Origin of the sequence: Thermomonospora curvata DSM 43183 (assembly GCF_000024385.1) — a bacterium.
In the GTDB taxonomy this organism is placed as follows: Bacteria; Actinomycetota; Actinomycetes; order Streptosporangiales; family Streptosporangiaceae; genus Thermomonospora; species Thermomonospora curvata.
On record NC_013510.1, the window covers coordinates 1323567 to 1344793 of the forward strand.

Below are 21227 nucleotides of genomic sequence, written 5' to 3' on the forward strand. Positions count from 1 at the left end.
AAGCCGCGACCTGCGAGGGCACGGACCTGCTTCACCGCGTGGCCTGACAACCCCGGCACTTGAGGCCGCGCGGGGAGCAAGGGTGAAATGATCGCCATTGGGCCGTGCCGTCGCAGGTCGCTTGGAGGCAGCGATGAGACGGGTCTACCGGGGCAGTGCCGCGGTGCGCATCGACGGCCGGGCGGCGGCGACCGTTGCGGTGACGATCGAGTTCGGCGGGGAACGGCCGATCTTCATGATCGCCTCCACCGGGAGCGGGCCCGGTGAGCTGCTGTGGATCGCCGCCGACGACGATGACGCCACCGTGGTCTTCGACCCGGCCGGCGGGCGGCTGACGGCCGACACCGATCACCGGCACGCCCCGGCGGCGCCTCCCACCTGGTTCGCCCCGGCCGGCGGGCCGCTTGGGAACATGGCGCTGCCGCAGGGCGCCGACCGGGCCCATGCGGTGCTGACGGTCTCTGCGACCGGGCTGACCGGCTCGCTGACGATGAGCGGCACCCGCTTCGACGGGACGCCCACCCACTGCGCCGCCGAGGTGACCGCCGTCGCCGGGACGGGGCGCCGGTGACCGGCGACGAGCTGCTGAACCGCTTCCATGCCGCCTTGAACGCGCTGCAGGCGGCGCTGCGGGCCGGGGACTACCCGGCGTTCGTCGAACGGCTGACCGAGCTGGCGCGGCTGCGGCACGCCCTGGCGCACGCGCCCACCGTTTCAGAGTCCTGGCAGCGTGTCCGCGGCGAAGCCGCCGCGATGCTGCGCATGGACGCAGGCTGGCTGAGCCAGATGGTCCCGAAGCTGCCGGCGGACTCCCCGCAGGCCGCCCTCCTGACGGAGGCGAGCGGCACGGCCGTCCGGGCCGCCGGCGAACTGGAGGCGCTGGGCGCCGCGCCCGACGCCGCCTCACGCGCCCAGGAGATCCTCGGCCGCGCCGAGACGGCCCTGCGCGAGGCGGCACGGGCGGCGCTGCGGCACGACGAGCACCTTTTGGACGAGGCCCGGCGGCGGCGGCGCGAAGAACTGCTCGACCACCTGGCCGCCGGCTCTCAGGAGGTGGCGGCCTGCGAAGCGGCGTGGTGGGCGAGCCTGGACGACGACTCCGCACAGGTCGAGCTCGTCAGGGCCGTCACCATCATCGCCATCTACTTGACCGGGGCGGCGGCGCGCGCCGGGCAGCACCGGTGGCGGCTGCAGCGGCTCGACCTGCCCGCCGCCGCCGACTGGCACCGGCGCAGCAACGTCGAGGCGCTGGCGAAGCTGAACCGCTTCCTGGAGGGGTGGCGGGGCGGCCTGGCCGACGACTGGGCGCGGATCGAGGCGATGGACGGCGCCCGCACCGCTCACGCCGCCTTCGTCACCGCCCTGTACGACCTGGGCGCCCTCCCCGAGGCGTTCGCCGCCGCCGAGATGGCCCGCGCCCGCGCCCTGGCCGACCTGATGACCCCCGGCCGTCGCACCGCCCGCGTCCTCACCCCCGACCGGCTGCGCCGGGCGCTGCGCGGCCGGGCGGTGGTGGAGTACTTCCTGGCCGGGGACCGGCTGCTGATCTTCTGCCTGAGCCCAGAAGGCGAGCTGGCCGCCGCCGACCGGACGGTGGACCGCGCCGCCCTGACCGCCGCCGTCGACCGGCTGCACGCCCTGCTGACCGCCCACGACCTGGACTCAGCGGGCCTGGCGGAGCTGGGCCGGCTGCTGGAGGAGCTCGGCCGGACCCTGTGGGAGCCGCTGCCGTGGCTGCCGGAGGACGACCGGCCGCTGCTGGTCGTCCCGCACGAGGAGCTGCTGCGGGTGCCCTTCGCCGCGCTGCGCACCCCGGACGGGCGGCCGGTCGCCGCCCGTCACCCCACCAGCGTGCTGCCGGCCGCCGCGCTGGCGGCCCGGCTGCCCGAGCATCCGGCCCGCCCGGGCGGCCCGGCCCTGCACGCCCTGGTGGCGCCGGAGCCGATGCCCGAACCGGACCTGCGGCCGCTGGACCGCCTGGCCCGCCGTTTCCCCGCCATCGCCGCCCGCTACCCCGGCCCGGTGCGGGTGCGCTACGGCGACCGGGCCACCGTCGCGGAACTGGCGCACGTGCCGCGGCTGCGGCCGGACGTGCTGTGCCTGGCCACCCACGCCAAGGCCCTGCCCGAGCGGCCGCTGGAGTCCTACCTCGCGCTGGCCGGGGAGCGTCTGGAGGCCCGCCGGGTCGCCGAGCTGGAGCTGCCGGCCCACCTGGTGATCCTGGCGGCCTGCGAAAGCGGCGCCGGCCGGGTCAGCGCCGACGGCGTGATCGGGCTGAGCCGCTCGTTCCTGCTGGCCGGGGCCGGAGCGGTGCTGATGACGCTGTGGTCGCTCACCGAACGCGACACCCTGGCGCTGCTGACCCGCTTCCACGACCACTACCTGGCCGGCGCCGCTCCCGCCCGGGCGCTGCGGGCCGCCCAGGCCGAGCTCGCCGCCGTTTACCACGATGATCCGCGACGCTGGGCGGCGTATGTCCTTTTTGGATCTCCTGACTGACAGGCCTCTTATGTGAAACCCTTGCTCACATGCCGGGGTTGGAATTCGACGTGCTCGCGCACCTGCCGCTGGGCGCCGAAGAACCGCTGCAGGGCCGCGCCGGAACGAGGTTCACCCGAGAGGCGGGGGTCATCATCGGGCGTCCCGTCGTCGAGGCGCTGTCCCCTTCGGACTTTCCGCCATCCGCCGCCTCCCGGGTCGACTTCGACCGATGGCGGTACTTCCAGATCCGCTTCCCCTTCGACCTGGAGGAGGCCCGCTACGGCCAGCGCTACATCGAGGCCCAGTACGAGGTCACGCTGATCGAGCTGGACGCGGTGGCCCTGCAGCTGGGCAAGACGCCCCTGGCGCCGGACGCCGGGCCGCTCCCGGACGAGGAGCTGACCACCTTCGGGCTCGGCCAGCGGGTCTTCCGCTGGCGGCTGCGCCCCCACGGCGACCGGCCGCTGACCGAGGGCAGCAGGGTCGTCCGGGTGGTGCTGCAACTGCCGCCGGACCTGACGGTGCTGCGCGGCGAGATAGGCGTCTCGGCCCTGCTGCAGGACGCCGCCGATCCCGGCGAGACGGTCCGGGTGAACCAGCCGGGCCCGCAGCCGTTTCGGCTCAACCTGTCCGACGGCGCCTTCGACACGCTTCCGGAAGCACCATGACCGATACCTACCACCTGTGCATGGCCACCGACCTGGAGTCCTACAGCGGTGTCGGTCTCGACGGCCACCGGCGGCTGCAGGAGATGCTGTTCGGCGCGCTGCAGGCGGCGCTGCGGGCCGCACTCGGACCGGACCTGGAGGACTGCAAGCGGCAGCCGCAGGGCGACGGGGAGCTGACGGTGCTGCCCTCCCACCGCAGCGACGGCGCCACGCTGCGCGTCCTGCTGATCGAGCTGATCTTGCAGCTCGCCCGGGCCAACGACGCCCTGCTGCCCGACAGGAGGGCCCGGGTCCGGATCGGGCTGGAGGGAGGACACCTCGGCGCGGCCCCCGGCGGTCACGCCGGGGATCCCCCCATCGCGGCGTTCCGGCTGTGCAACGCCGAGCCCGTCAAGGCGGCGCTGGCCGCATCGGCCGGCCACTACGCGGTGGTGGCCTCCGACTACGTCTACCGGAACATGATCAGGCCCGGCTTCACCGGCACCGGCTGGAAGTTCCGGCAGATCCCGGTGTCGGTGAAGGAGTACTCCGGCATCGGCTGGCTGCACGTCCCGGACGAGACCGGCGAGGCGGGACCGCTCGCGCCGCCGCCCGCCCGCCCCGATGCCGCCTCTTCCCCGCGCGGGGTCCGCTCTCCGCAGGACGGCCCGCCGCGGCTGCAGGAAGGCGGGCTGGTGTGATGGCGGTGCACGACGGCCCCTGGCCCACCGGCAGCCTGATGGCCCGCCTCAGCCCCGCCGACCGCGCCGCGCTGCTGGAGCTGGGCACCCGCGTGCAGTTCGCCCACGAGCAGGTCCTGGTCCGCCAGGGCGAGCCGGGACTGGAGCTGTATGTGCTGCTGGACGGCTTCGTCAAGGTCACCTTCGACACCCACAACGGCACCGTGCTGCCGCTGATGGTGCGCGGCCGCGGCGACCTCATCGGCGAGTTCGCGGTGCTGGACGGGCAGGAGCGGACCGCCACCGTCAGCGCGGTCGGCGCCGTGGTGGCGGTACGGATCGGCCGCTCCCGCTTCCACGACTATCTCGCCCGGCATCCGCAGGCCCGTTCGCAGATCGAGGCCGGCGTGCTGGCCAAGACGCGCCTTTCCATCCGCCGCCGGATCGAAAACCGCTCCCTGGACGCCAACGCCAAGGTGGCGGGAGGGCTGTACGACCTGGCCACCGCCTACGGCGAGCCCGTGCCGGAGGGCGTGATGATCGCCGTGCCGGTGTCGCAGGTCGTCCTGGGCGGGATGGTCGACGTCGGCGAGTCCACCGTCGAGCGGGTGCTGCGGAAGCTGCGCGAGGACGGTGTGGTGCTGACCCGCTACCGCCGGATCGTCGTGCGCGACATGGACGCGCTGAAGGACATCCGTGACGGGGGGACCCCTTAGAGGGAGGGAATCGGCGGGCTCCTTCTGCCGCATCGTTGGCTGGTATGGCCGAGCCAACCGGTATCCGCAGGCTTTGCCTTGCGGTGAACCTCTTCGAGCAGCCCCCTCCAGGGGAGGGGCGGCCGCCGGCCTCGGCCGCGGGGCCGTCCCGTCTCATGGACCGCCTGCTGCGCGAGACCGTCCCGGAACGCGTGTCGTGGAACAGCCGGGAGAGGCGGCCGTGGGTGGGCGTGCTGGCGCCGGGGATCGACGAGCCCGAGGCGCTGGCCGGTCTGCTGGAGGCGGCCCAGCGGGCCGTCCGGAGCGAGAACCTGCGCCGCCCGGGTTCTCCGGTCAGGCTGTGCCTGGCGCTGCACGAGGGCCTGGTGTCGCTGGAGGACGGGGAGTTCGACGGCCCTGCGATCACGGCGGTGCGGGCGCTGGCCCGCGGCGTCGCCCCCCGGCGGGCGCCGCTGCTGGTGGTGTGCTCGCTGCGGATCTTCGATGATCTGGCCGCCCTGGGGCCGCCCTGGCTGCGGCCGGACCGCTTCCGCCGCCTGGTGGACGCGGCCGTTCCCGCCCTGGCCGCCGAGTGGGATGAACAGTCATGATCTGGTGATATCTCCCGGAATGCACAAAGAGTTCGGTGACGGCCGATATTGCGCAAGATGTCCCGCCGATTTGTCCAAGTCCTGCGCTATGGTGTTCGATCACTGAGCCTTTTTCGGCACGTGACCTGTGAGTCCCGGGCGGCGTGCGAGCCGTGGGAACCGGTCACCGGACCGTCCATGTCATGGGGGGAGCCGGCCGCCCGCGCCGGCGGACGGGCGGTGCGGGCGGCCGGAAGGCGCACCGGCCAGGGTGAGGGAGGGGGTTCCCAGGAGTGAGCGGACGTCGGGTGCCCGAAGGGCTGAACACCCGGATGCCGCACCCCGCCCGGGTATACGACTACTGGCTGGGCGGGGAGAACAATTTCCCCGCCGACCGGGAATTGGGCGACCTGATGGCCAGGATCAGCCCGGACATTTCCGTCTCGGTCCAGGCGGTCCGCGCTTTCTTCAAACGGGCCGTGCGCCACCTGGTCCGGGAAGCGGGCATCCGGCAGTTCCTCGACCTGGGCAGCGGCCTGCCCGCCCAGGGGAACGTCCACGAGGTGGCCCAGCGCCTGGACCCCGAGTGCCGGGTGGTCTACGTCGACAGCGACCCGGACGTATGCGCCCACGGCACGGCGCTGCTGGAAGGCCCGGCCGCGGAACGGACCCGCATGGCCCAAGGGGACATCCGCTACCCCGCCATGGTGCTGGGCCACCCCGCGGTGACGGAACTGCTGGACTTCGACCGGCCGGTCGCCGTGCTGTTCAACGCGATCCTGCACGTCCTGGAGGACCGGCAGGAGATCGAGGCCATCGTGGGACGGTTCGCCGACGCGCTGGTCCCCGGCAGCCGGCTGCTCATCAGCCTGCCCTCGGCCGAACTGCTGCCGCCCGGCCAGAGCGAGGCCCTCTACGGCTCGGCCCGGATGGCGCCCTACCCCATCTTCTTCCGCACCTACTCGCAGATCCTGCGGCTTTTTTCGGGTTTCGACCTGGTCGAGCCGGGCCTGGTGCACATCTGCCAATGGCGCCCCGACGGGCCCGTCCCGCAAGAACACCGCCAGGCCGCCATGTACGGCGGCATCGGCGTCAAAAGGTGAACGCCGGACCTTCAGCGGATGATGACCCGGTCGGACGGGGCCTCCTCGTCCTCGGTCCAGCCGTCATGGCCGGCCTCGGCCCGCCAGCGGCGGCCGTCGTAGCGGATCTCCTGCAGCCCATAGCCCTGGGCGTGGGAGACCGCCCAGGAGGCCACCGCCCAGCCGGTGCGCCGGGTCGGCACCCGCACCGTGTGCCGGCCGTCCTCCTCGGTCACCGGGATCTTGCTGGTGCCGAACGTCTCGTGCAGCGCCCGGATGGCCTCCGCCCGCCGCGGCTCGGTCCGCTTGCGGGGGGAGAACCAGCAGCGCACCGCGGCCGGCCGCCGCCCGGTGTAGGCCTCGGCCAGCTGCTTGGCCCGCTCCTCGTGCGGCGCATAGGCCGTCCCGTCGGCGCTGCGCTGCACCTGCTGGGCCGCATCGTGCAGGTCCCGGTCCAGGTAGTCCTTGACCTTCACCAGCGAGTCGTAGAACTTGCTGGTCGCATACACCGGGTCGCGCAGCTGGTCGACCCGGCCCCAGCCCTGGGAGGGCCGCTGCTGGAAGATGCCCACCGAGTCGCGGTCGCCATAGGGCAGGTTGCGGATGTGCGACTCCTGAATCGCCGTCGCGTAGGCGATCACCACCGCCCGTTCCGGCAGCGACTTGCGGAAGGCCACCCCGGCGATGGTCGCCGCGTTGGCCGCCTGCTCCAGGTCCAGCGGCACCACGCCGCCCGCGGCCGCCACCTCGCAGTTGGAACCGTGCAGGTAGGGCCGCAGATGCGACCAGGCCGCCCATCCGCCGGCGCCTACCACCAAAGCGATCGCCAACAGGAGCGCGCCCGAGCGCGGGCGCAACCGTTCCCAACCCCGCACACCAAAGACCGTACCGGCACATGCCCCCCACTAAGCTCACGTCCATGACCGATACGTTCACCAGCCCGATCCCCGGCGTCATCGACGAGCTGTGGGAACGGCGGGACCAGCTCAGCCCCGACGACGGCGACGCCCGCGCGGCCATCGTCGCGGCAGTGGACCTGATCGACACCGGCCGGGCCCGGGTGGCCTTCGTGGACCCGGCCACCGACCAGGTGGTCGTGGACGAGCGGGCCAAGCGGGCGATCCTGCTGAGCTTCAAGGTCCTGGGCATGGTGCGCGCCCAGGTCGGCGACTTCCACTACCACGACCGCATCCCGCTCAAGACCCGGCTGGAGGGGGTGCGCGTGGTGCCCGGCGCCATCGCCCGGTGGGGCGCCTACCTGGCCCCCGGCGTCGTGCTGATGCCCTCCTTCACCAACATCGGCGCCTACGTCGATTCCGGCACCATGGTCGACACCTGGGCCACGGTCGGCTCCTGCGCCCAGATCGGCAAGAACGTCCACCTGTCCGGCGGCGTCGGCATCGGCGGCGTGCTGGAGCCGCCCAACGCCGTCCCCGTGGTGGTCGAGGACGACGCCTTCATCGGCTCGCGCTGCATGGTCGTCGACGGCGCCCGCGTCCGCCGCGGCGCCAAGCTCGGCGCCGGCGCCATCCTCACCAAGACCACCCGCGTCTTCGACGTGGAGACCGGCGAGGAGCTGCCGCGCGGCGAGGCCCCGGCCTGGTCGGTGTGCGTCAGCGGCACCCGCACCAAGAAGTTCCCCGGCGGCGAGTTCGGCATGCCCTGCCTGCTGGTCCTCAAGCGCCTGGAGGAAGGCCAGCAGCACGACAAGCTGGCCCTCAACGAGATCCTCCGCGAGCACGGCGCCAACGCCTGACCTCGCACCCGGACGCGCGGCCCGCCCGCGGCCGCGCGTCCGAGCCCGAACGCTCCGCTCTTTACGTTTCCGGCGCCGGCGGGCCGCGGGAAGGACGACCCGCCGGCGAGGAGACCGGCGCGTCCCGGACCGCCCGGTGAGGAGGCGGATCCGGCCTCCGCGGCGTGCCCGCGCAGGCGGCCGGCATCGGTAGGGTCGGGTGGCATGAGGCTGGACCTGGGCGCGGACGTGGCGGAGCTGACGGCGGCGATCGTCGACATCGAGTCGGTGAGCGGGCGCGAGAAGGCCCTGGCCGACGCCGTGGAGGAGGCGCTGCGGCCGCTGCCGCACCTGCGGGTCGAACGGGACGGCGATGCGGTGATCGCCCGGACCGCGCTGGGCCGGGCCGAACGCGTGGTGATCGCCGGGCATCTGGACACGGTCCCGGTCAACGGCAACCTGCCGTCCCGGGTGGTGGGCGACCGGCTGTACGGGTGCGGCACCAGCGACATGAAGAGCGGGCTGGCGGTCATGCTCAAGCTCGCCGCCACCGTGCCCGAGCCCACCCGGGATGTGACCTACCTGTTCTACGAGTGCGAAGAGGTCGAGGCCGTCCGCAACGGGCTGGCCCGCCTGGCCGCCTCCCGGCCCGAACTGCTGGCCGGCGACTTCGCGGTGCTGATGGAACCCACCGCCGCCGTCATCGAGGGCGGCTGCCAGGGCACCATCCGCGTCGAGGTCACCGCGCGGGGGGCGCGCGCCCACAGCGCCCGGGCGTGGATGGGCGTCAACGCCATCCACAAGGCCGGGGAGATCCTCGATGTGCTGCGCTCCTACCGGCCGCGCAAGCCCGTGGTGGACGGGCTGGAGTACCACGAGGGGCTCAACGCGGTGTTCGTCCGCGGCGGCGTGGCCGGCAACGTGATCCCCGACGAGTGCACGGTCACCGTCAACTACCGCTTCGCACCCGACCGGACGCTCGCCGACGCCGAAGCCCACCTGCGTGAACTATTCGAAGGCTTTGAGGTGACGGTGGTGGACGCGGCCGAGTCCGCACGCCCCGGCCTGGCCCACCCGGCGGCGGCCGCCTTCGTCGCGGCGGTCGGCGGCACGCCTCGCGCCAAGCTCGGCTGGACCGACGTGGCGCGCTTTTCGGCCCTGGGCGTCCCGGCCGTCAACTACGGCCCCGGCGACCCGCCGCTGTCGCACACCAAGGACGAGTACGTGGAGATCCCCCTCATCCGCGACTGCGAGCGGCGCATGCGCGCCTGGCTCACCGCCGGCTGAGCGGGCACACCGGGTGACCTCGGCGCCACGGTCTGCTCTTTCCCGCAGATACAGCGGCCGTTAATGCGCTGAAAACGGCGGTGCGCCGCGGCTAACGTGAGCGCATGGACTCCCAAGACCACAAGCGCCTGCACCGGCAGGGACCTGCGATGCTGCGGGGCAAGGCCATCCCCCGCACCACCACCGACCAGCGGCTGCTGGACAGTCTGGGCCCGGCCGAGTGGGTGCACTCCGACCCGTGGCGGGTGCTGCGCATCCAGGCCGAGTTCGTCGAGGGCTTCGGGCTGCTGGCCGAGCTGGGCAAGGCGGTCAGCGTGTTCGGCTCGGCCCGCACCGCCCCCGACTCCGAGGAGTACCGGCTGGGCGTGGAGCTGGGCACCCGGCTGGCCGAGGCGGGCTATGCGGTGATCACCGGCGGCGGCCCGGGCATCATGGAGGCCGCCAACCTGGGCGCCGCCAAGGCCGGCGGGGTGTCGGTCGGGCTGGGCATCGAGCTGCCCTTCGAGCAGCGGATGAACGACTACGTCGACATCGGGGTCGAATTCCGCTACTTCTTCGTCCGCAAGACGATGTTCGTCAAATACTCGCAGGCGTTCGTGGTGCTGCCGGGCGGCTTCGGCACCATGGACGAGCTGTTCGAGGCGGTCACGCTGGTGCAGACCGGCAAGGTCACCCGCTTCCCCATCGTGCTGGTGGGCACCGCCTTCTGGGGCGGGCTGGTGCAGTGGATCCGCGACGTGATGGCGCCGTCCGGCAAGATCCGCGACACCGATCTGGAGCTGATCCACCTGACCGACGACCCCGCCGAGGCCGTCCAGGTGATCGTGGACGCGCACACCGAGCACGTGCGCCGGCTGGTCGAGGAGGCGGCCGTGCGCGGCGTCGCCGAAGAGGCGGGCACCTGATGGGCGGGCTGGCGATCTGCGTGTTCTGCGCCTCCAGCAGCCGGATCGACCGCCGCCACCTGGAACTGGCCGAGCAGGTCGGCGCCGAGCTGGCCCGCCGCGGCCACAGCCTGGTCAGCGGCGGCGCCAAGGTCTCCTGCATGGGCGCGGTGGCCCGCGCCGCCCGCGCCGGGGGAGCGCGCACCGTGGGCGTCATCCCGCAGGCCCTGGTCAGCGTGGAGATCGCCGACCAGGACAACGACGAGCTGATCGTCACCCCCGACATGCGCTCCCGCAAGGCCGAGATGGACCGCCGCTCGGACGCCTTCCTGGTGCTGCCCGGCGGGATCGGCACCCTGGAGGAGCTGCTGGAGATCTGGACCTCCCGGGTGCTGGGCATGCACGACAAGCCGTTGGTGATCCTGGACCCCCACGGCATGTACGAGCCGCTGCGCGACCTGGTGGTCAAGCTGGCCGACCACGGTTTCGTCCGCCCGAGGGCCTTCGATGCGATCAGCTGGAGCCGTTCGGTCCCCGAGGCCTTCGACCTGCTGGAGGTCCGCCAGGTCCACCTCACCCCCACCGGCGAGGACTACGCGGAGGCCGAGCCGTGACCGCCTCTCGGGCCGGTTCTCAGGCCAGCCCGCGCCTGGCCTCGGCGGGGGGCCGCGTTCCCCTGATCGAGGCGACCATGTCCAGCACCTGCCGCACCGGATCGACGTCCCGCGCGGCGACCTTGAACACCCGCGCGCCCAGCCAGGCGTAGACGGAGACCGCGGCCAGCAGGCCCGCGTCCTCCCCGACGGGCTCGCCGGTCAGATCCACCAGCACGGCGAGCCCGTCGGCGGCCGGCTGCGCCACCCGGTCGGCCGCCGGCCGGCTCCCGGCGTCCAGGACCAGCCCGTCCGCACGCACCCCCGCCGCCAGCGCACGCCGCGCGTCCCGGCACACCAGTCCCGCGCCGCGGGCCGCGGCCGCCTCCGCCAGCTCATCTCCCACCAGCAGGTCCGCGCCGTCCGGGACGAAGGAGGCCGACACCACGGCCGGCCCGAACCCGGTGCCGGTCACGATGTCCACGCCCTCGGGAATCTCCCCGGCCGTCCCTGACGGCGCCTCGGCGAGCCAGAGCGCATGCTGCCCCGCCCCGAAGACCCGGGCGCCAAGCCGCAAATCCATGCCTTCGATCGTGGCACGATCGAAGGGAGGAGCCGAAGGAGGGGAGTTACCGATCGTGCTCGTGGTCCTCGCCCTGGCCGCGCTGGCCGTCTTGGTGGCGGTCGTCGTCCTGGCCACGGGCCGGGGCGGGGAGCTGGCCCGGACGCACCCGGACCACCCGCCGCTGCACATGCCGTCCGGGCGCCGCCTGACCGGCGCCGACGTGGCGACCCTGCACCTGCCGCACGGCCTGTGGGGCTACCAGGTGGACGTCACCGACGAGGCCCTGCGCCGGCTCGCCTGCGCGCTGAACGAGCGCGATGCGCGGCTGGCCGCGCTGGAGGCCGAGCTGGCCGAGCTGAAACGCCGCCACGGCCACGTCGAGGAACCCGCCTCCTGGGGCGATGCGGGACCGGCCTGGACGGGCCCGCGGATGCCGCCGTGGGGCGAGCCGCCCGCACGGCGGCGCGATGGGACGGCCGAAGACGGCGGCCCGGCGCACGGGCATCCCAACGACCCGCCGCAGACACTGCGCAAGGAGGAGCAGTGAGCCGGGTCGCAGTAAGCGCCCAGGCCGTCTCCACCGCCTCGGCGGAGCGGCTGTTCGCGGTGCTCACCGACTGGCCCCGGCACGGCGAGTGGATGCCCTTCACCCGCGCCGAGGGCGGCCAGGGGGTCGGCGCCGAACTTCGGGGATGGACGGGCATCGGGCCGGTCGGCTTCCTGGACACCATGGTGATCACCGAGTGGACGCCCGGCCGCCGGGTGGCGGTGCGGCACACCGGCCGGCTGGTGCGCGGCGAGGCCTACTTCGAGACCGCCCCGCTGCCCGCCGGCGGCACCGTGGTGTGGGCCGAGCGGCTGGAGCTGCCGCTGGGGCCGCTGGGCCGGGCCGGCTGGCTGCTGATCGGCCCGCTGGTGCGCGCCCTCATGCGGCTGGGCCTGCGCCGCCTGGCCCGCCTGGCCGAACGGGACGAGGGCGCCGCGCCGCCGGGGAGGGCGCGGTGAGCGGGGCGCTGCCGGGGCCGGACGGGCTGGCGCGCTGCCCCTGGGGCCTGTCGCCCCCCGACTACCTGGCCTACCACGACCGGGAGTGGGGCCGCCCGGTCACCGACGATCAGGGCCTGTATGAGCGGCTGTGCCTGGAGGCGTTCCAGTCGGGGCTGTCGTGGCTGACGATCCTGCGCAAGCGGGAGGGCTTCAGGGCGGCCTTCAAGGGCTTCGACCCGGCCGCGGTGGCGGCCTTCGGCCCCGCGGACGTCGAGCGGCTGCTGGCCGACCCCGCCATCGTCCGCAACCGCGCCAAGATCGAGGCGGCCATCGCCAACGCCCGCGCCACGCTCGAGCTGCCCACCGGGCTGGCCGCGCTGGTGTGGCGGTACGCCGACCCGGACGCCCCGGCGCCCCGCACCACCGCCGACGTGCCCGCCTCGACCCCGGCTTCCGCGGCGTTGGCCAAGGAGCTCAAGCGGCACGGGTTCAGGTTCGTGGGGCCCACCACCGCCTATGCGCTCATGCAGGCGTGCGGGCTGGTGGACGATCACCTTGCCGGCTGCCACCGCCGGGGTGCCTACGCGGCTGTCCTCCCGAAGCTCCGCTAAGGGACACAACCGGCGTCCGTTTCGAGGGGCCACCGAACGGGCATGCCACCGCCACGGTGGCTCGATGGGGGAGAGATGGCCGTCCGCATGCCTGGGGATGGTTCCTCAGTGAGATTCCGCACATTCCCGCCGCGCGGCCCGCGGGATGGTGATCCCGCGGTGACTTACGTCCTGAACAGGGCAAACGCACCTCGGCGGGCGGCGGGAAGGCATTGTCTGCCCTTTGCGACGCTGATCGTTACCACTTCGCGCCCGGAAGGCGAGATAATGGGCCACTACTGATAGTGCGGATACGAACGGCGGCCACGCGGCCAAGGATGTCCGGCACGCGGCCCTAGGCAGGAAGGGGATGCACGCATGGCGGCGATGAAGCCGCGGACGGGTGACGGTCCGCTCGAGGTGACCAAGGAGGGGCGCGGCATCGTGATGCGTGTCCCGCTGGAGGGTGGCGGACGCCTCGTCGTCGAGCTCTCCGCCGAAGAGGCCAGCGAGCTGGGCGACGCCCTCAAGAGCGTCGTCAGCTGATAAAGCCGCGGGCCGAATCAGGCGCTATTCGACACAAGACCACGGCGGCAGGTCCCGGCCTGGCCGGGGCCTGTCGCTGCCATGGCATCGCCGCGGGGGGGCGCCGGCGGCGAGCGGTGATGAGCAGGGGGACCGATGCCGATCCACACCCGGGTGCGCAGCGAGGCGAGTGTCCGTCCGGCCGGCCGGGTGGCACTGGAGGCGGGAGCCGAGCTGGTGGCCGTGCCGGTGCGCTCCGGTCCCCGGGCGCACGCCGCCGACCTGGGCCTGACCCTGCCGCTGGATCCGGCGGAGCTGCTGGCCTTCCAGGACGCCAAGGGCGAGCCCGGCGAGATCGTCTCCTGCCCGGTGCGGCTCGGCGACGGGCCCGGCGAAGTGCTGCTGTACGGGGTCGGCGACCAGACGCCGGGCGCACTGCGCAAGGCCGGCGCCGCGCTGGCCCGCCGCGCCAAGGGACGCAACGGCCTGGTCGCCCTCGCCCCCGAAGGGGACGTGGCGGCGTTCGTCGAGGGCGCGCTGCTGGGCTCGTATGAGTTCTGGATCGGCGAGCCGCCCCGCAAGCGCGCGGCCACCACCATCGTGGTGCTGGGGGCCGAGGCGGCCGCCGTGGAGCGCGGCACGGTGCTGGCCGAGGCCGCCGCGCTGGCCCGCGACCTGGCCAACACCCCGTCGGCGGAGAAGGGCCCGTCCTGGCTGGCCGAGCGCGCCGTCGAGCTGGCCGAGCGGCGCGGCCTGGCGGTGCGCGTCCGCGACGAGCAGGCCCTGCGGGAAGAGGGCTTCGGCGGGCTGCTGGCGGTCGGCGCCGGGTCGGTGCGGCCGCCCCGGCTGATCGAGCTGACCTACCGGCCCGAAGGCGGCGCCGACCGGCATGTGGTGCTGGTCGGCAAGGGCATCACCTTCGACAGCGGCGGGCTGTCGCTCAAGCCCAACGACAACATGAAGACCATGAAGACCGACATGGCCGCCGGCGGCGCGGTCATGGCGGCCATGGGCGCGTTGGGCGCACTGGGGGTGAACGCGCAGGTCACCGCGCTGGTCCCGGCGGCCGAGAACATGTTCTCCGGCAGCGCCATGCGGCCCAGCGACGTGATCACCCACTACGGCGGCAAGACCAGCGAGGTGCTCAACACCGACGCCGAGGGGCGGCTGGTGCTGGCCGACGCGCTCGCCTACGCCGACCGTGCCCTGAACCCGGACGTGGTGGTGGACGTGGCCACCCTCACCGGGGCGGCCAAGGTGGCCCTCGGGCTGCGGCACGGCGCCCTGTTCGCCACCGACGGGGAGCTGAGCGCCGAGCTGGCGGCGGCCGGCGAGGCGGCCGGTGAGCCGGTCTGGCCGATGCCGCTGGTGGACGACTACCGCGAGGCCATCGCCTCCGAGGTCGCCGACGTGGCCAACATCGAGCGCCGCGGCTTCGGCGGCGGCGCCATCATGGCCGCCCTGTTCCTGCGCGAATTCGTCGGCGAGCGCCGGTGGGCCCACCTGGATGTGGCCGGTCCCGCCCGCGCGACCTCCGACGACGCCGAGATCTCCAAAGGCGCCACCGGCTTCGGCACCCGCCTGCTGCTGAACTGGCTCACCGCCCGGAACTGACCGGCCGCCGGGTCACTTGCGGCGGCGGTCGATGACCGGGACGCCGTGGGCGCGCGCCTTGGCGACGATCCGCTTGAGCGGCACGTCCCAGTCGGGGTCGCACACCAGCAGCCAGGGCGCATGCCGCTCCCCGGCGGGCAGGTCGGTGAGGGTGAAGGCGACCAGCTGGGGCTTGTCGGCGGTGCGGGCGTGTTCGGCGTCCTGCGGGTCGGTCAAAAACAGCAGGTGGTCGCGCGCCTGGCCGCTGCGCGCCGCCACCCCGCGGCTGACCAGGCACACCGCCGCGATCTGCGACCAGGGCAGCACCCGGTCCCGGCTGCGCGGGCGCGGCCAGGCGGCCGGCCGGCGCACCCCGTCGGCGTCCAGCTCCAGCACCGGGCGGCGGCTCAGCAGCCGGCCCGCCGACAGCAGCGCGCCGGCGCCGAAGAAGACCGCCCCCAGCACGCCCACGGCCAGGAAGACGTAGTCGACCAGGCCGTCCCCGCGGGCGCCGCCGACCACGAACGCCCCCGCCGCCAGGCAGATGATCAGCGAGGAGACCACCCGGCCCGCCCAGTGCCACGACGGCCGGACCCGCACCGTCAGCGCGGCGGCCGCGGCCGGCCGCCGGGACTCCGCGGGGGAGTGCTCGTCGGTCATGTCCGCTCGTCTTTCGCTCAGGCGCGCTTGAGCGCGCACAGCAGGCCGTCGCCGACCGGGAGCAGCAGCGGCACCAGCCGTTCGTCGTCGCGGATCATCCGCGCCACCTCGCGGATCGCCACCGTCTCCGGGTCGCGCCGGAGCGGGTCGGCCACCCGCCCGTGCCACAGCGCGTTGTCGAAGGCCACCACCCCGCCGGGGCGCAGCAGCCGCAGCGCGGCGGCCAGGTAGTCGGGGTACTCCTTTTTGTCGGCGTCGCAGAAGACCATGTCGTAGGCGCCGTCGGTGAGCCGGGGCAGCACCTCCAGGGCGCGTCCGACGATCATGCGGGTGCGCGAGGAGGGGAAACCGGCCGCCGCGTAGGCGTCCTTGGCCATGCGCTGGTTGGCCACCTCCACGTCCACGCTGGTCAGCACCCCGTCCGGGCGCATGCCGCGCAGCAGCCAGATCCCCGAGACGCCGCAGCCGGAGCCGATCTCCACCACCGTGCGGGCGTTCAGCATGGCGGCCAGAAACCGCAGCGCCGCCCCGCAGGCCGGGCCGATCGGCACCGCGCCGGCCTCCTCGCCGAGCCGCCGGGCCTCCTGCAGCACCTCATCCTCGGGGAGATAGTCCTCCACGAAAGCCAGGGTGGCTTGTAGCGCGTCTATGGCCGCCTCCCTTGGTCCCTGGTCCGCTGAGAAAGACCATATCGTTGCCGCCCGTCCGGCTTGTGGGCTCATCGTCGTACTTGCGCGGCCGGGCCGGGAACTAAAACCGCCCGTCGCGACGTTCCCTCAACAGTCGGTCCGCGAACGCCCAGCCCAGGCGTGGCCGTGTCATATCGCGACGCGGCATGTCCGTCGCGGGAGAGGAACCGGCCATGGGAGGCAGTGCGCTGGAGGTGCGACCATGAACGTGGCGGCGCTTGCGCTGAAGGGGGCGGTCGCGGCCCGCGAACGCGACCATGCGCCGGAGGCCGTCTGGGAGCCTCCGTCATGGGAGGAGGTCGTCCGTGAGCACTCCGCGCGCGTCTACCGCCTCGCCTACCGGCTGACCGGCAACCCGCACGACGCCGAGGACCTCACCCAGGAGGTCTTCGTCCGGGTGTTCCGGTCGCTGTCGAACTACACGCCGGGAACGTTCGAGGGATGGCTGCACCGCATCACCACCAACCTGTTCCTCGACATGGCGCGCCGCAAGCAGCGCATCAGGTTCGAAGGGCTGGCCGAGGACGCCGCCGACCGGCTGCAGGGCCGGGAACCCACCCCCGCGCAGGCCTATGATGACCGCAACCTCGACGCCGACGTGCAGGCGGCGCTGGACTCCCTGCCGCCGGAGTACCGCGCCGCCGTGGTGTTGTGCGACATCGAAGGGCTGTCGTATGAGGAGATCGCGGCCACACTGAATGTGAAGCTCGGGACGGTGCGCAGCCGGATCCACCGCGGACGGGCCCAGCTGCGGGCCGCCCTGGAGCACCGCGCACCGCGCCGTCTGACGGAACTGCCCGAGGCGGGGTGAGTCTGTAAAAGACGCGAGCGAGCACGCGAGGAGGAAGGACGCCGCCCACGGAAGGGCGCGCCGGAGGCGAGCGGGGAGCACGTGTGAGTTGTCTGGGGGAACGCCTGACCGCCCTGGTCGACGGCGAGCTGGATCACGACGAGCGCGACCGTGCGCTCGCGCATCTGGCCGTCTGCCGGGCCTGCCGTCAGGAGGCCGACATGATGCGCCGGATCAAGGACCGGCTGCGTTCCCTGGCCGTCCCCGCGGCCGGTTCCTCCGCGGGCGCCCCCGACCTGCCCGATGAGGAGTTCCTGAGCAGGCTGCGCGCCCTGGGCCAGGCCGGCGGGCCGCCTGCCGACATCGCCTGGAACCGGCCGTCGCAGGGCGCCGTGCGTCCCGGCCGGCCCGCCGTCCGTCCGCTTGCGCCGGTGCCGGCCCGGCGCCGCGTCCCCCGCCGCTACCTGGCCGTCGGGGCCGCCGCCATGATGCTGGGGCTGGGCTCGGCCTCCTATGTGGCCGGCGGCCGCACCGAGCAGCCGCCCGCCGTGGTCCCCGCCTTCGACCGGCTGCAGGTCGAGCATGCGCTGACCAACGGCATGATCCCGGTTCCGGAGCCCTCGTCCCTGCCGGCGGCCCCGTGACGCCTGCGCCGATGCCTTCGCCGCCGGCGCGGTGCAGGCGGGGCCCCTGGCTGGTGGGCGGGGTCGCCGCCGTCCTGCTGATCGCCTGGGCGCTGACCGGGGACGCCGCCCCGGGGCGCCGGGCCGCAGGGGGCGACCCGCAGGCCCTGGAGCTGCTGCGCGGCACCGCCGCCGCCGCGCGCCGCACCCCCTATGAGGGGACCTGGACTCACACCACGCTCGCCGCCGGCGGGCGCGACACGAGCACGACCAAGGTGGCGCACCGGGTCGAAAGCCCGCCGTCCGGCACCTCCATGCAAAGCGCCTCCCCGCTCTCGGAGCGGCGCGAGGAGCTCGTCGTGACCGCCGGCGGGCTGCCCGGCCTCACCCCGGAGGCGCTGGAACAGCTGGCCCGCAACTACACGGTGGTGCGGGCGGCCGACTCTGTGGTGTGCGGGCGGAAGGCCCGCGTCGTGGAGGCCCGGCGCCCCGGCGGCGGCACCGCCGGGAGGTTTTGGATCGACGCGCAGACCGGCATCCTGCTGCAGCGCGAACTGCTGGATGAGACCGGCCGGGTGGTCAGCTCCGGTGGTTTCGCCGAGCTGCGCATCACCCGGCCCCGCATCTTGCCGCAGGCGGCCGCTCCCCGGGCCCGCCCCTGGCGGGAGATGACGGCGGCCGAAGTCGACCGGCTGCGCAAGCAGGGCTGGAGCGTGCCGCAGACCCTGCCCGGCGGGCTGGCGTTGCACCAGGTAAGGCGCTCCGGCTCGGGCGAGGACGGTACCCTGCACCTGGGCTATTCCGACGGCCTGGCGGCCGTTTCGGTGTTCGTCCAGCGGGGGCGGCTGAACGTGCGGCGGCTGGCGGGCTGGCGCCGCGCGACCGTCGCGGGCCGCACGGTCTTCCGCCGCGAGGCACGTCAGCGGTGGGTGGTATGGGCCGGAGATGGTTATGTTTATACAGTGTTGACCGATGCCCCTCAGGCCACCTCGGACGCGGTGGTGGCGGCGCTCCCCCGAAGCGGCGCGGGTCTGTGGGAACGGCTGTGGCGCGGGGCACGGCGCATCGGGACGTGGGCGATCCCCTGGAGCTGATCGCTTCTTATGCCCGCCACATGCGCTGGCGGGCACGATGACCCCGATGAGAGAACGCTCGCTAGGAGAGAATGGCGCACCATGACCGAAGACAGCCGCAGGTCTGTCGACGCTCCGCCGCACGAGGACGGCCACCCCGCCCCCGGCCTCGCCGCCGGGCGGCATGATGAGGAACCGGGCACCGCGTCCGGCTCCGCCCAGGACGCCCCCCGGGTCGCCACCGACTCCGACGAGCGTGCCGAGCCGGTCGACGGCCGGCGGGACGACCTTCCCCGAGACCTCTCCGAAGACGACCGCTCCGGGGACGACTCCGCGCACCGGTCTGACGACGCCCCGGCGGGCGCCGGTTTCGCCCCGCCCGACGATCTCGGCACGTCGAACGATGACAAGCTGCTGGTGTCCGCCTCACCGCCGGTCGCGGACGAGCCGGTGCAGGGGGGATACGGGTCGTACGGGCAGCCGCAGCCTCCCTGCGGGGAGGCTCCCTCTTTCGCCCCGGTGGCCGGCGCCCAGGGGCAGGGCTCCGGTCACCCGCAGCCGGACTCCCGTCCGCGGCCCGGCTTCGTCCCGCACGACCAGCCGGTCGGCCGGCCGGTCGGTGAGCCCGGCGGGTACGGCGGATACGGCTGGGCGGCCTACCGCCAGGACCCGCCGCCCCCTTCCGGCCCGCCGGTGTCCACCGCGCCGCCGCCTCCGGACGCGCTGCCGCTGGGACAGGTCGGCCCGCCCAACTGGGCTCCCGTCCCGGCGCTTCCGCAGCAGCGCCGCACCCCTCCGTCGCTGGGGGTGCTGGCCGCCATCGGGCTGATCGTCGCGCTGGTGGCCGGGGCCGTCGGCGCGGGCATCGGGGTGATGGCCACCGGCGGCGACTCCTCCGAGGCGCCCCCGATCAGCCTGGGCGGCGGCGGGGGAGGCGACTCTGAGCCGGTCAAGCCGCGCCCGCCCGACTCGGTCGCCGGCATCGCCCAGAAGGTGCTGCCCAGCGTGGTCACCATCCGGGTGAGCGCCGGCGGCGAGGGCGGCTCCGGCACCGGCTTCATCGTCAACGGCGGCTACATCATCACCAACAACCACGTGGTGTCGTCGGCGGCCCGGGGCGGCGGCCAGATCGAGATCGTCTTTCACGACAAGAAGACCTCCCCGGCCGAGATCCAGGGCCGCGACCCGGCCTCCGACATCGCCGTGCTCAAGCCGCGCACCACCCACAACCTGCCGGCGCTGACCCTGGGCGACTCCGACGACCTGGCGGTGGGCGACCCGGTGATCGCCGTCGGCTCCCCCCTCGGCCTGGACGGCTCGGTGACCTCCGGGATCGTCAGCGCGCTGAACCGCGCGGTGCCCACCCGCGGCGAGGGCGCCGACGCCGCGGTGATCCCCGCCATCCAGACCGATGCGGCCATCAACCCCGGCAATTCCGGCGGCCCGCTGGTGAACGGCAAGGGCGAGGTGGTCGGCATCAACACCGCGATCGTCACCCTCGGCGGCGGCCTGGGCGAGCAGGGCGGCAACATCGGGCTGGGCTTCGCCATCCCGATCAACCACGGCCGCCGGATCGCCGAGGAGATCATCAACACCGGCAGCGCCCGGCGGACGATGATCGGCATCGGCATGGACACCACCTTCCCCGGTCCGGGGGTGCGCATCGCCGACCGGGAGCAGAACGGCGTGCCGCCGATCGTCGAGGGCGGCCCGGCCGACAAGGCGGGTCTGAAGCCCGGCGACATCATCACCGCCATCGACGGCCAGGTGGTGGAGGACCGGGCCGACCTGTCGGCCGCCATCCAGAGCAAGGCGCCCGGCACCAAGGTCAAGGTGACCTTCCAGCGGGACGGCAAGGAGCAGACGGTCGAAGTGACTCTCGCCGCCTCCGACTGAAGGCGGGGTCGCGCCGAGGCGAGCTGTGGATACCCTGAGGGGGCGGGCCGCTCGGCCCGCCCCCTTCGGCGTTCGGTGGAGGTCGGGTGTTCGACGTCGGACTCGGCGAGATGGTGGTGCTCGTCGTGCTGGCCCTGGTCATCTTCGGCGACCGGCTGCCGTCGGTGGCGGCCCAGGCCGGGCGGGCACTGCGCCAGGTGCGGACCATGGCCGACAATGCCAAGCGCGACCTGCAGGAAGGACTCGGACCGGAGTTCAAGGACTTCGATCTGGCCGACCTGAACCCCAAGACGTTCGTCCGCAAGCATCTGCTGGAGGACCTCGACGATCCCTCCACCGGCCGCTACAAGTTCTCAGAGCCGTCGCACGCGACCAGCTCCAGCACCCCGGACGGCGAACTCGGCTACGGGGAGCGGCCGCCCTACGATCCCGACGCCACCTGAGCCGGGAGCCTCTTCAAGGCCGGGTGAACCCCACCCGGCCGGTCTTCGGTGGCCGGGATGCATCCGGCAGGCCGGCGGGCGGGGAGAGACGACGGGAAATGAAACCGCGCGCAGGGGGA

25 protein-coding genes are annotated in these 21227 nt (G+C 73.7%); 21 read left to right on the top strand and 4 right to left on the bottom strand.

Going from position 1 to position 21227, the window contains the following annotated elements; genetic code table 11:
* The first annotated feature begins 133 nt into the window (after window positions 1–133).
* The 7 genes from TCUR_RS05735 to TCUR_RS05765 all read left to right on the top strand — a co-directional run bounded on the left by TCUR_RS05735 (window position 134) and on the right by TCUR_RS05765 (window position 6196).
* Window positions 134–571 carry a hypothetical protein gene (locus tag TCUR_RS05735; RefSeq protein WP_012851530.1) on the top strand — a complete coding sequence of 146 codons (438 nt, stop codon included), beginning with the start codon at window positions 134–136 and terminating at the stop codon, window positions 569–571.
* Window positions 568–2499 (top strand): CHAT domain-containing protein, encoded by a 1932-nt coding sequence (locus tag TCUR_RS05740; protein ID WP_012851531.1) that lies wholly within the window; start codon window positions 568–570, stop codon window positions 2497–2499. The genes TCUR_RS05735 and TCUR_RS05740 overlap by 4 nt, the downstream gene beginning before the upstream one ends.
* A 29-nt stretch (window positions 2500–2528) precedes the next feature.
* The gene (locus tag TCUR_RS05745) at window positions 2529–3149 is read left to right on the top strand and encodes a hypothetical protein (RefSeq protein WP_012851532.1); all 621 of its coding nucleotides are present in this window, start codon (window positions 2529–2531) and stop codon (window positions 3147–3149) included.
* Entirely contained in the window at window positions 3146–3829 is a 684-nt protein-coding gene (locus TCUR_RS05750) for a hypothetical protein (RefSeq protein ID WP_012851533.1), read from the top strand. Before TCUR_RS05745 ends, TCUR_RS05750 begins: the two co-directional genes overlap by 4 nt.
* On the top strand, window positions 3829–4524 hold the full coding sequence (locus TCUR_RS05755; RefSeq protein ID WP_012851534.1) for a Crp/Fnr family transcriptional regulator: 696 nt from the start codon (window positions 3829–3831) through the stop codon (window positions 4522–4524). The genes TCUR_RS05750 and TCUR_RS05755 overlap by 1 nt, the downstream gene beginning before the upstream one ends.
* An 83-nt stretch (window positions 4525–4607) precedes the next feature.
* Entirely contained in the window at window positions 4608–5114 is a 507-nt protein-coding gene (locus TCUR_RS25980) for a hypothetical protein (RefSeq protein WP_148232936.1), read from the top strand.
* A gap of 272 nt (window positions 5115–5386) precedes the next feature.
* Window positions 5387–6196, top strand: a complete 810-nt coding sequence (locus tag TCUR_RS05765) for an SAM-dependent methyltransferase (RefSeq protein WP_012851536.1) — start codon at window positions 5387–5389, stop codon at window positions 6194–6196.
* A gap of 11 nt (window positions 6197–6207) precedes the next feature.
* Here the strand turns inward: TCUR_RS05765 and TCUR_RS05770 are convergent, their stop codons facing one another.
* Window positions 6208–7050: a hypothetical protein gene (locus tag TCUR_RS05770; RefSeq protein WP_012851537.1), complete on the bottom strand. Its 843-nt coding sequence runs from the start codon at window positions 7048–7050 to the stop codon at window positions 6208–6210.
* A gap of 44 nt (window positions 7051–7094) precedes the next feature.
* Here TCUR_RS05770 and TCUR_RS05775 point away from each other — a divergent pair, with 44 nt between their 5' ends.
* The 4 genes from TCUR_RS05775 (at window position 7095) to TCUR_RS05790 (ending at window position 10695) form a co-directional block, all read left to right on the top strand.
* Entirely contained in the window at window positions 7095–7931 is an 837-nt protein-coding gene (locus TCUR_RS05775; RefSeq protein ID WP_041439343.1) for a 2,3,4,5-tetrahydropyridine-2,6-dicarboxylate N-succinyltransferase, read from the top strand.
* Window positions 7932–8135: 204 nt separating this feature from the next.
* On the top strand, window positions 8136–9197 hold the full coding sequence (gene dapE, locus TCUR_RS05780) for a succinyl-diaminopimelate desuccinylase (RefSeq protein ID WP_012851539.1): 1062 nt from the start codon (window positions 8136–8138) through the stop codon (window positions 9195–9197).
* 104 nt (window positions 9198–9301) lie between these two features.
* Complete coding sequence (locus TCUR_RS05785) at window positions 9302–10102, top strand: LOG family protein (protein WP_012851540.1); 801 nt, start codon at window positions 9302–9304, stop codon at window positions 10100–10102.
* The gene (locus TCUR_RS05790) at window positions 10102–10695 is read left to right on the top strand and encodes an LOG family protein (protein ID WP_012851541.1); all 594 of its coding nucleotides are present in this window, start codon (window positions 10102–10104) and stop codon (window positions 10693–10695) included. Before TCUR_RS05785 ends, TCUR_RS05790 begins: the two co-directional genes overlap by 1 nt.
* A 19-nt stretch (window positions 10696–10714) precedes the next feature.
* Here the strand turns inward: TCUR_RS05790 and TCUR_RS27790 are convergent, their stop codons facing one another.
* A complete protein-coding gene (locus TCUR_RS27790) occupies window positions 10715–11257 on the bottom strand; it encodes a hypothetical protein (RefSeq protein WP_012851542.1) in 543 nt (180 codons plus the stop codon).
* Window positions 11258–11312: 55 nt separating this feature from the next.
* Here TCUR_RS27790 and TCUR_RS27795 point away from each other — a divergent pair, with 55 nt between their 5' ends.
* The 5 genes from TCUR_RS27795 (at window position 11313) to TCUR_RS05815 (ending at window position 14955) form a co-directional block, all read left to right on the top strand.
* Window positions 11313–11786, top strand: a complete 474-nt coding sequence (locus tag TCUR_RS27795; RefSeq protein ID WP_012851543.1) for a hypothetical protein — start codon at window positions 11313–11315, stop codon at window positions 11784–11786.
* Entirely contained in the window at window positions 11783–12244 is a 462-nt protein-coding gene (locus TCUR_RS27800) for an SRPBCC family protein (protein WP_012851544.1), read from the top strand. Before TCUR_RS27795 ends, TCUR_RS27800 begins: the two co-directional genes overlap by 4 nt.
* Entirely contained in the window at window positions 12241–12837 is a 597-nt protein-coding gene (locus TCUR_RS05810) for a DNA-3-methyladenine glycosylase I (RefSeq protein ID WP_012851545.1), read from the top strand. The genes TCUR_RS27800 and TCUR_RS05810 overlap by 4 nt, the downstream gene beginning before the upstream one ends.
* 357 nt (window positions 12838–13194) lie before the next feature.
* Window positions 13195–13362, top strand: coding sequence for a DUF3117 domain-containing protein (locus TCUR_RS25440; RefSeq protein ID WP_012851546.1), 168 nt, complete (start codon window positions 13195–13197; stop codon window positions 13360–13362).
* 135 nt (window positions 13363–13497) lie between these two features.
* Window positions 13498–14955, top strand: a complete 1458-nt coding sequence (locus TCUR_RS05815) for a leucyl aminopeptidase (protein ID WP_012851547.1) — start codon at window positions 13498–13500, stop codon at window positions 14953–14955.
* 12 nt (window positions 14956–14967) lie between these two features.
* Here the strand turns inward: TCUR_RS05815 and TCUR_RS05820 are convergent, their stop codons facing one another.
* Both TCUR_RS05820 and TCUR_RS05825 read right to left on the bottom strand, forming a co-directional pair.
* A complete protein-coding gene (locus TCUR_RS05820; protein WP_012851548.1) occupies window positions 14968–15594 on the bottom strand; it encodes a hypothetical protein in 627 nt (208 codons plus the stop codon).
* Window positions 15595–15611: 17 nt separating this feature from the next.
* Window positions 15612–16214, bottom strand: coding sequence for an O-methyltransferase (locus TCUR_RS05825; RefSeq protein ID WP_012851549.1), 603 nt, complete (start codon window positions 16212–16214; stop codon window positions 15612–15614).
* Between the two features lie 271 nt (window positions 16215–16485).
* Here TCUR_RS05825 and sigE point away from each other — a divergent pair, with 271 nt between their 5' ends.
* From sigE to TCUR_RS05850, 5 genes are all read left to right on the top strand, one after another.
* Complete coding sequence (gene sigE, locus TCUR_RS05830) at window positions 16486–17094, top strand: RNA polymerase sigma factor SigE (protein WP_012851550.1); 609 nt, start codon at window positions 16486–16488, stop codon at window positions 17092–17094.
* Window positions 17095–17177: 83 nt separating this feature from the next.
* Window positions 17178–17717 (top strand): anti-sigma factor family protein, encoded by a 540-nt coding sequence (locus TCUR_RS05835; RefSeq protein ID WP_012851551.1) that lies wholly within the window; start codon window positions 17178–17180, stop codon window positions 17715–17717.
* Between the two features lie 11 nt (window positions 17718–17728).
* Window positions 17729–18790 (top strand): sigma-E factor regulatory protein RseB domain-containing protein, encoded by a 1062-nt coding sequence (locus TCUR_RS24710; RefSeq protein WP_012851552.1) that lies wholly within the window; start codon window positions 17729–17731, stop codon window positions 18788–18790.
* Between the two features lie 81 nt (window positions 18791–18871).
* Entirely contained in the window at window positions 18872–20665 is a 1794-nt protein-coding gene (locus TCUR_RS05845) for a trypsin-like peptidase domain-containing protein (protein ID WP_012851553.1), read from the top strand.
* 86 nt (window positions 20666–20751) lie between these two features.
* Window positions 20752–21108: a sec-independent translocase gene (locus TCUR_RS05850; RefSeq protein WP_012851554.1), complete on the top strand. Its 357-nt coding sequence runs from the start codon at window positions 20752–20754 to the stop codon at window positions 21106–21108.
* Window positions 21109–21227 lie beyond the last annotated feature (119 nt).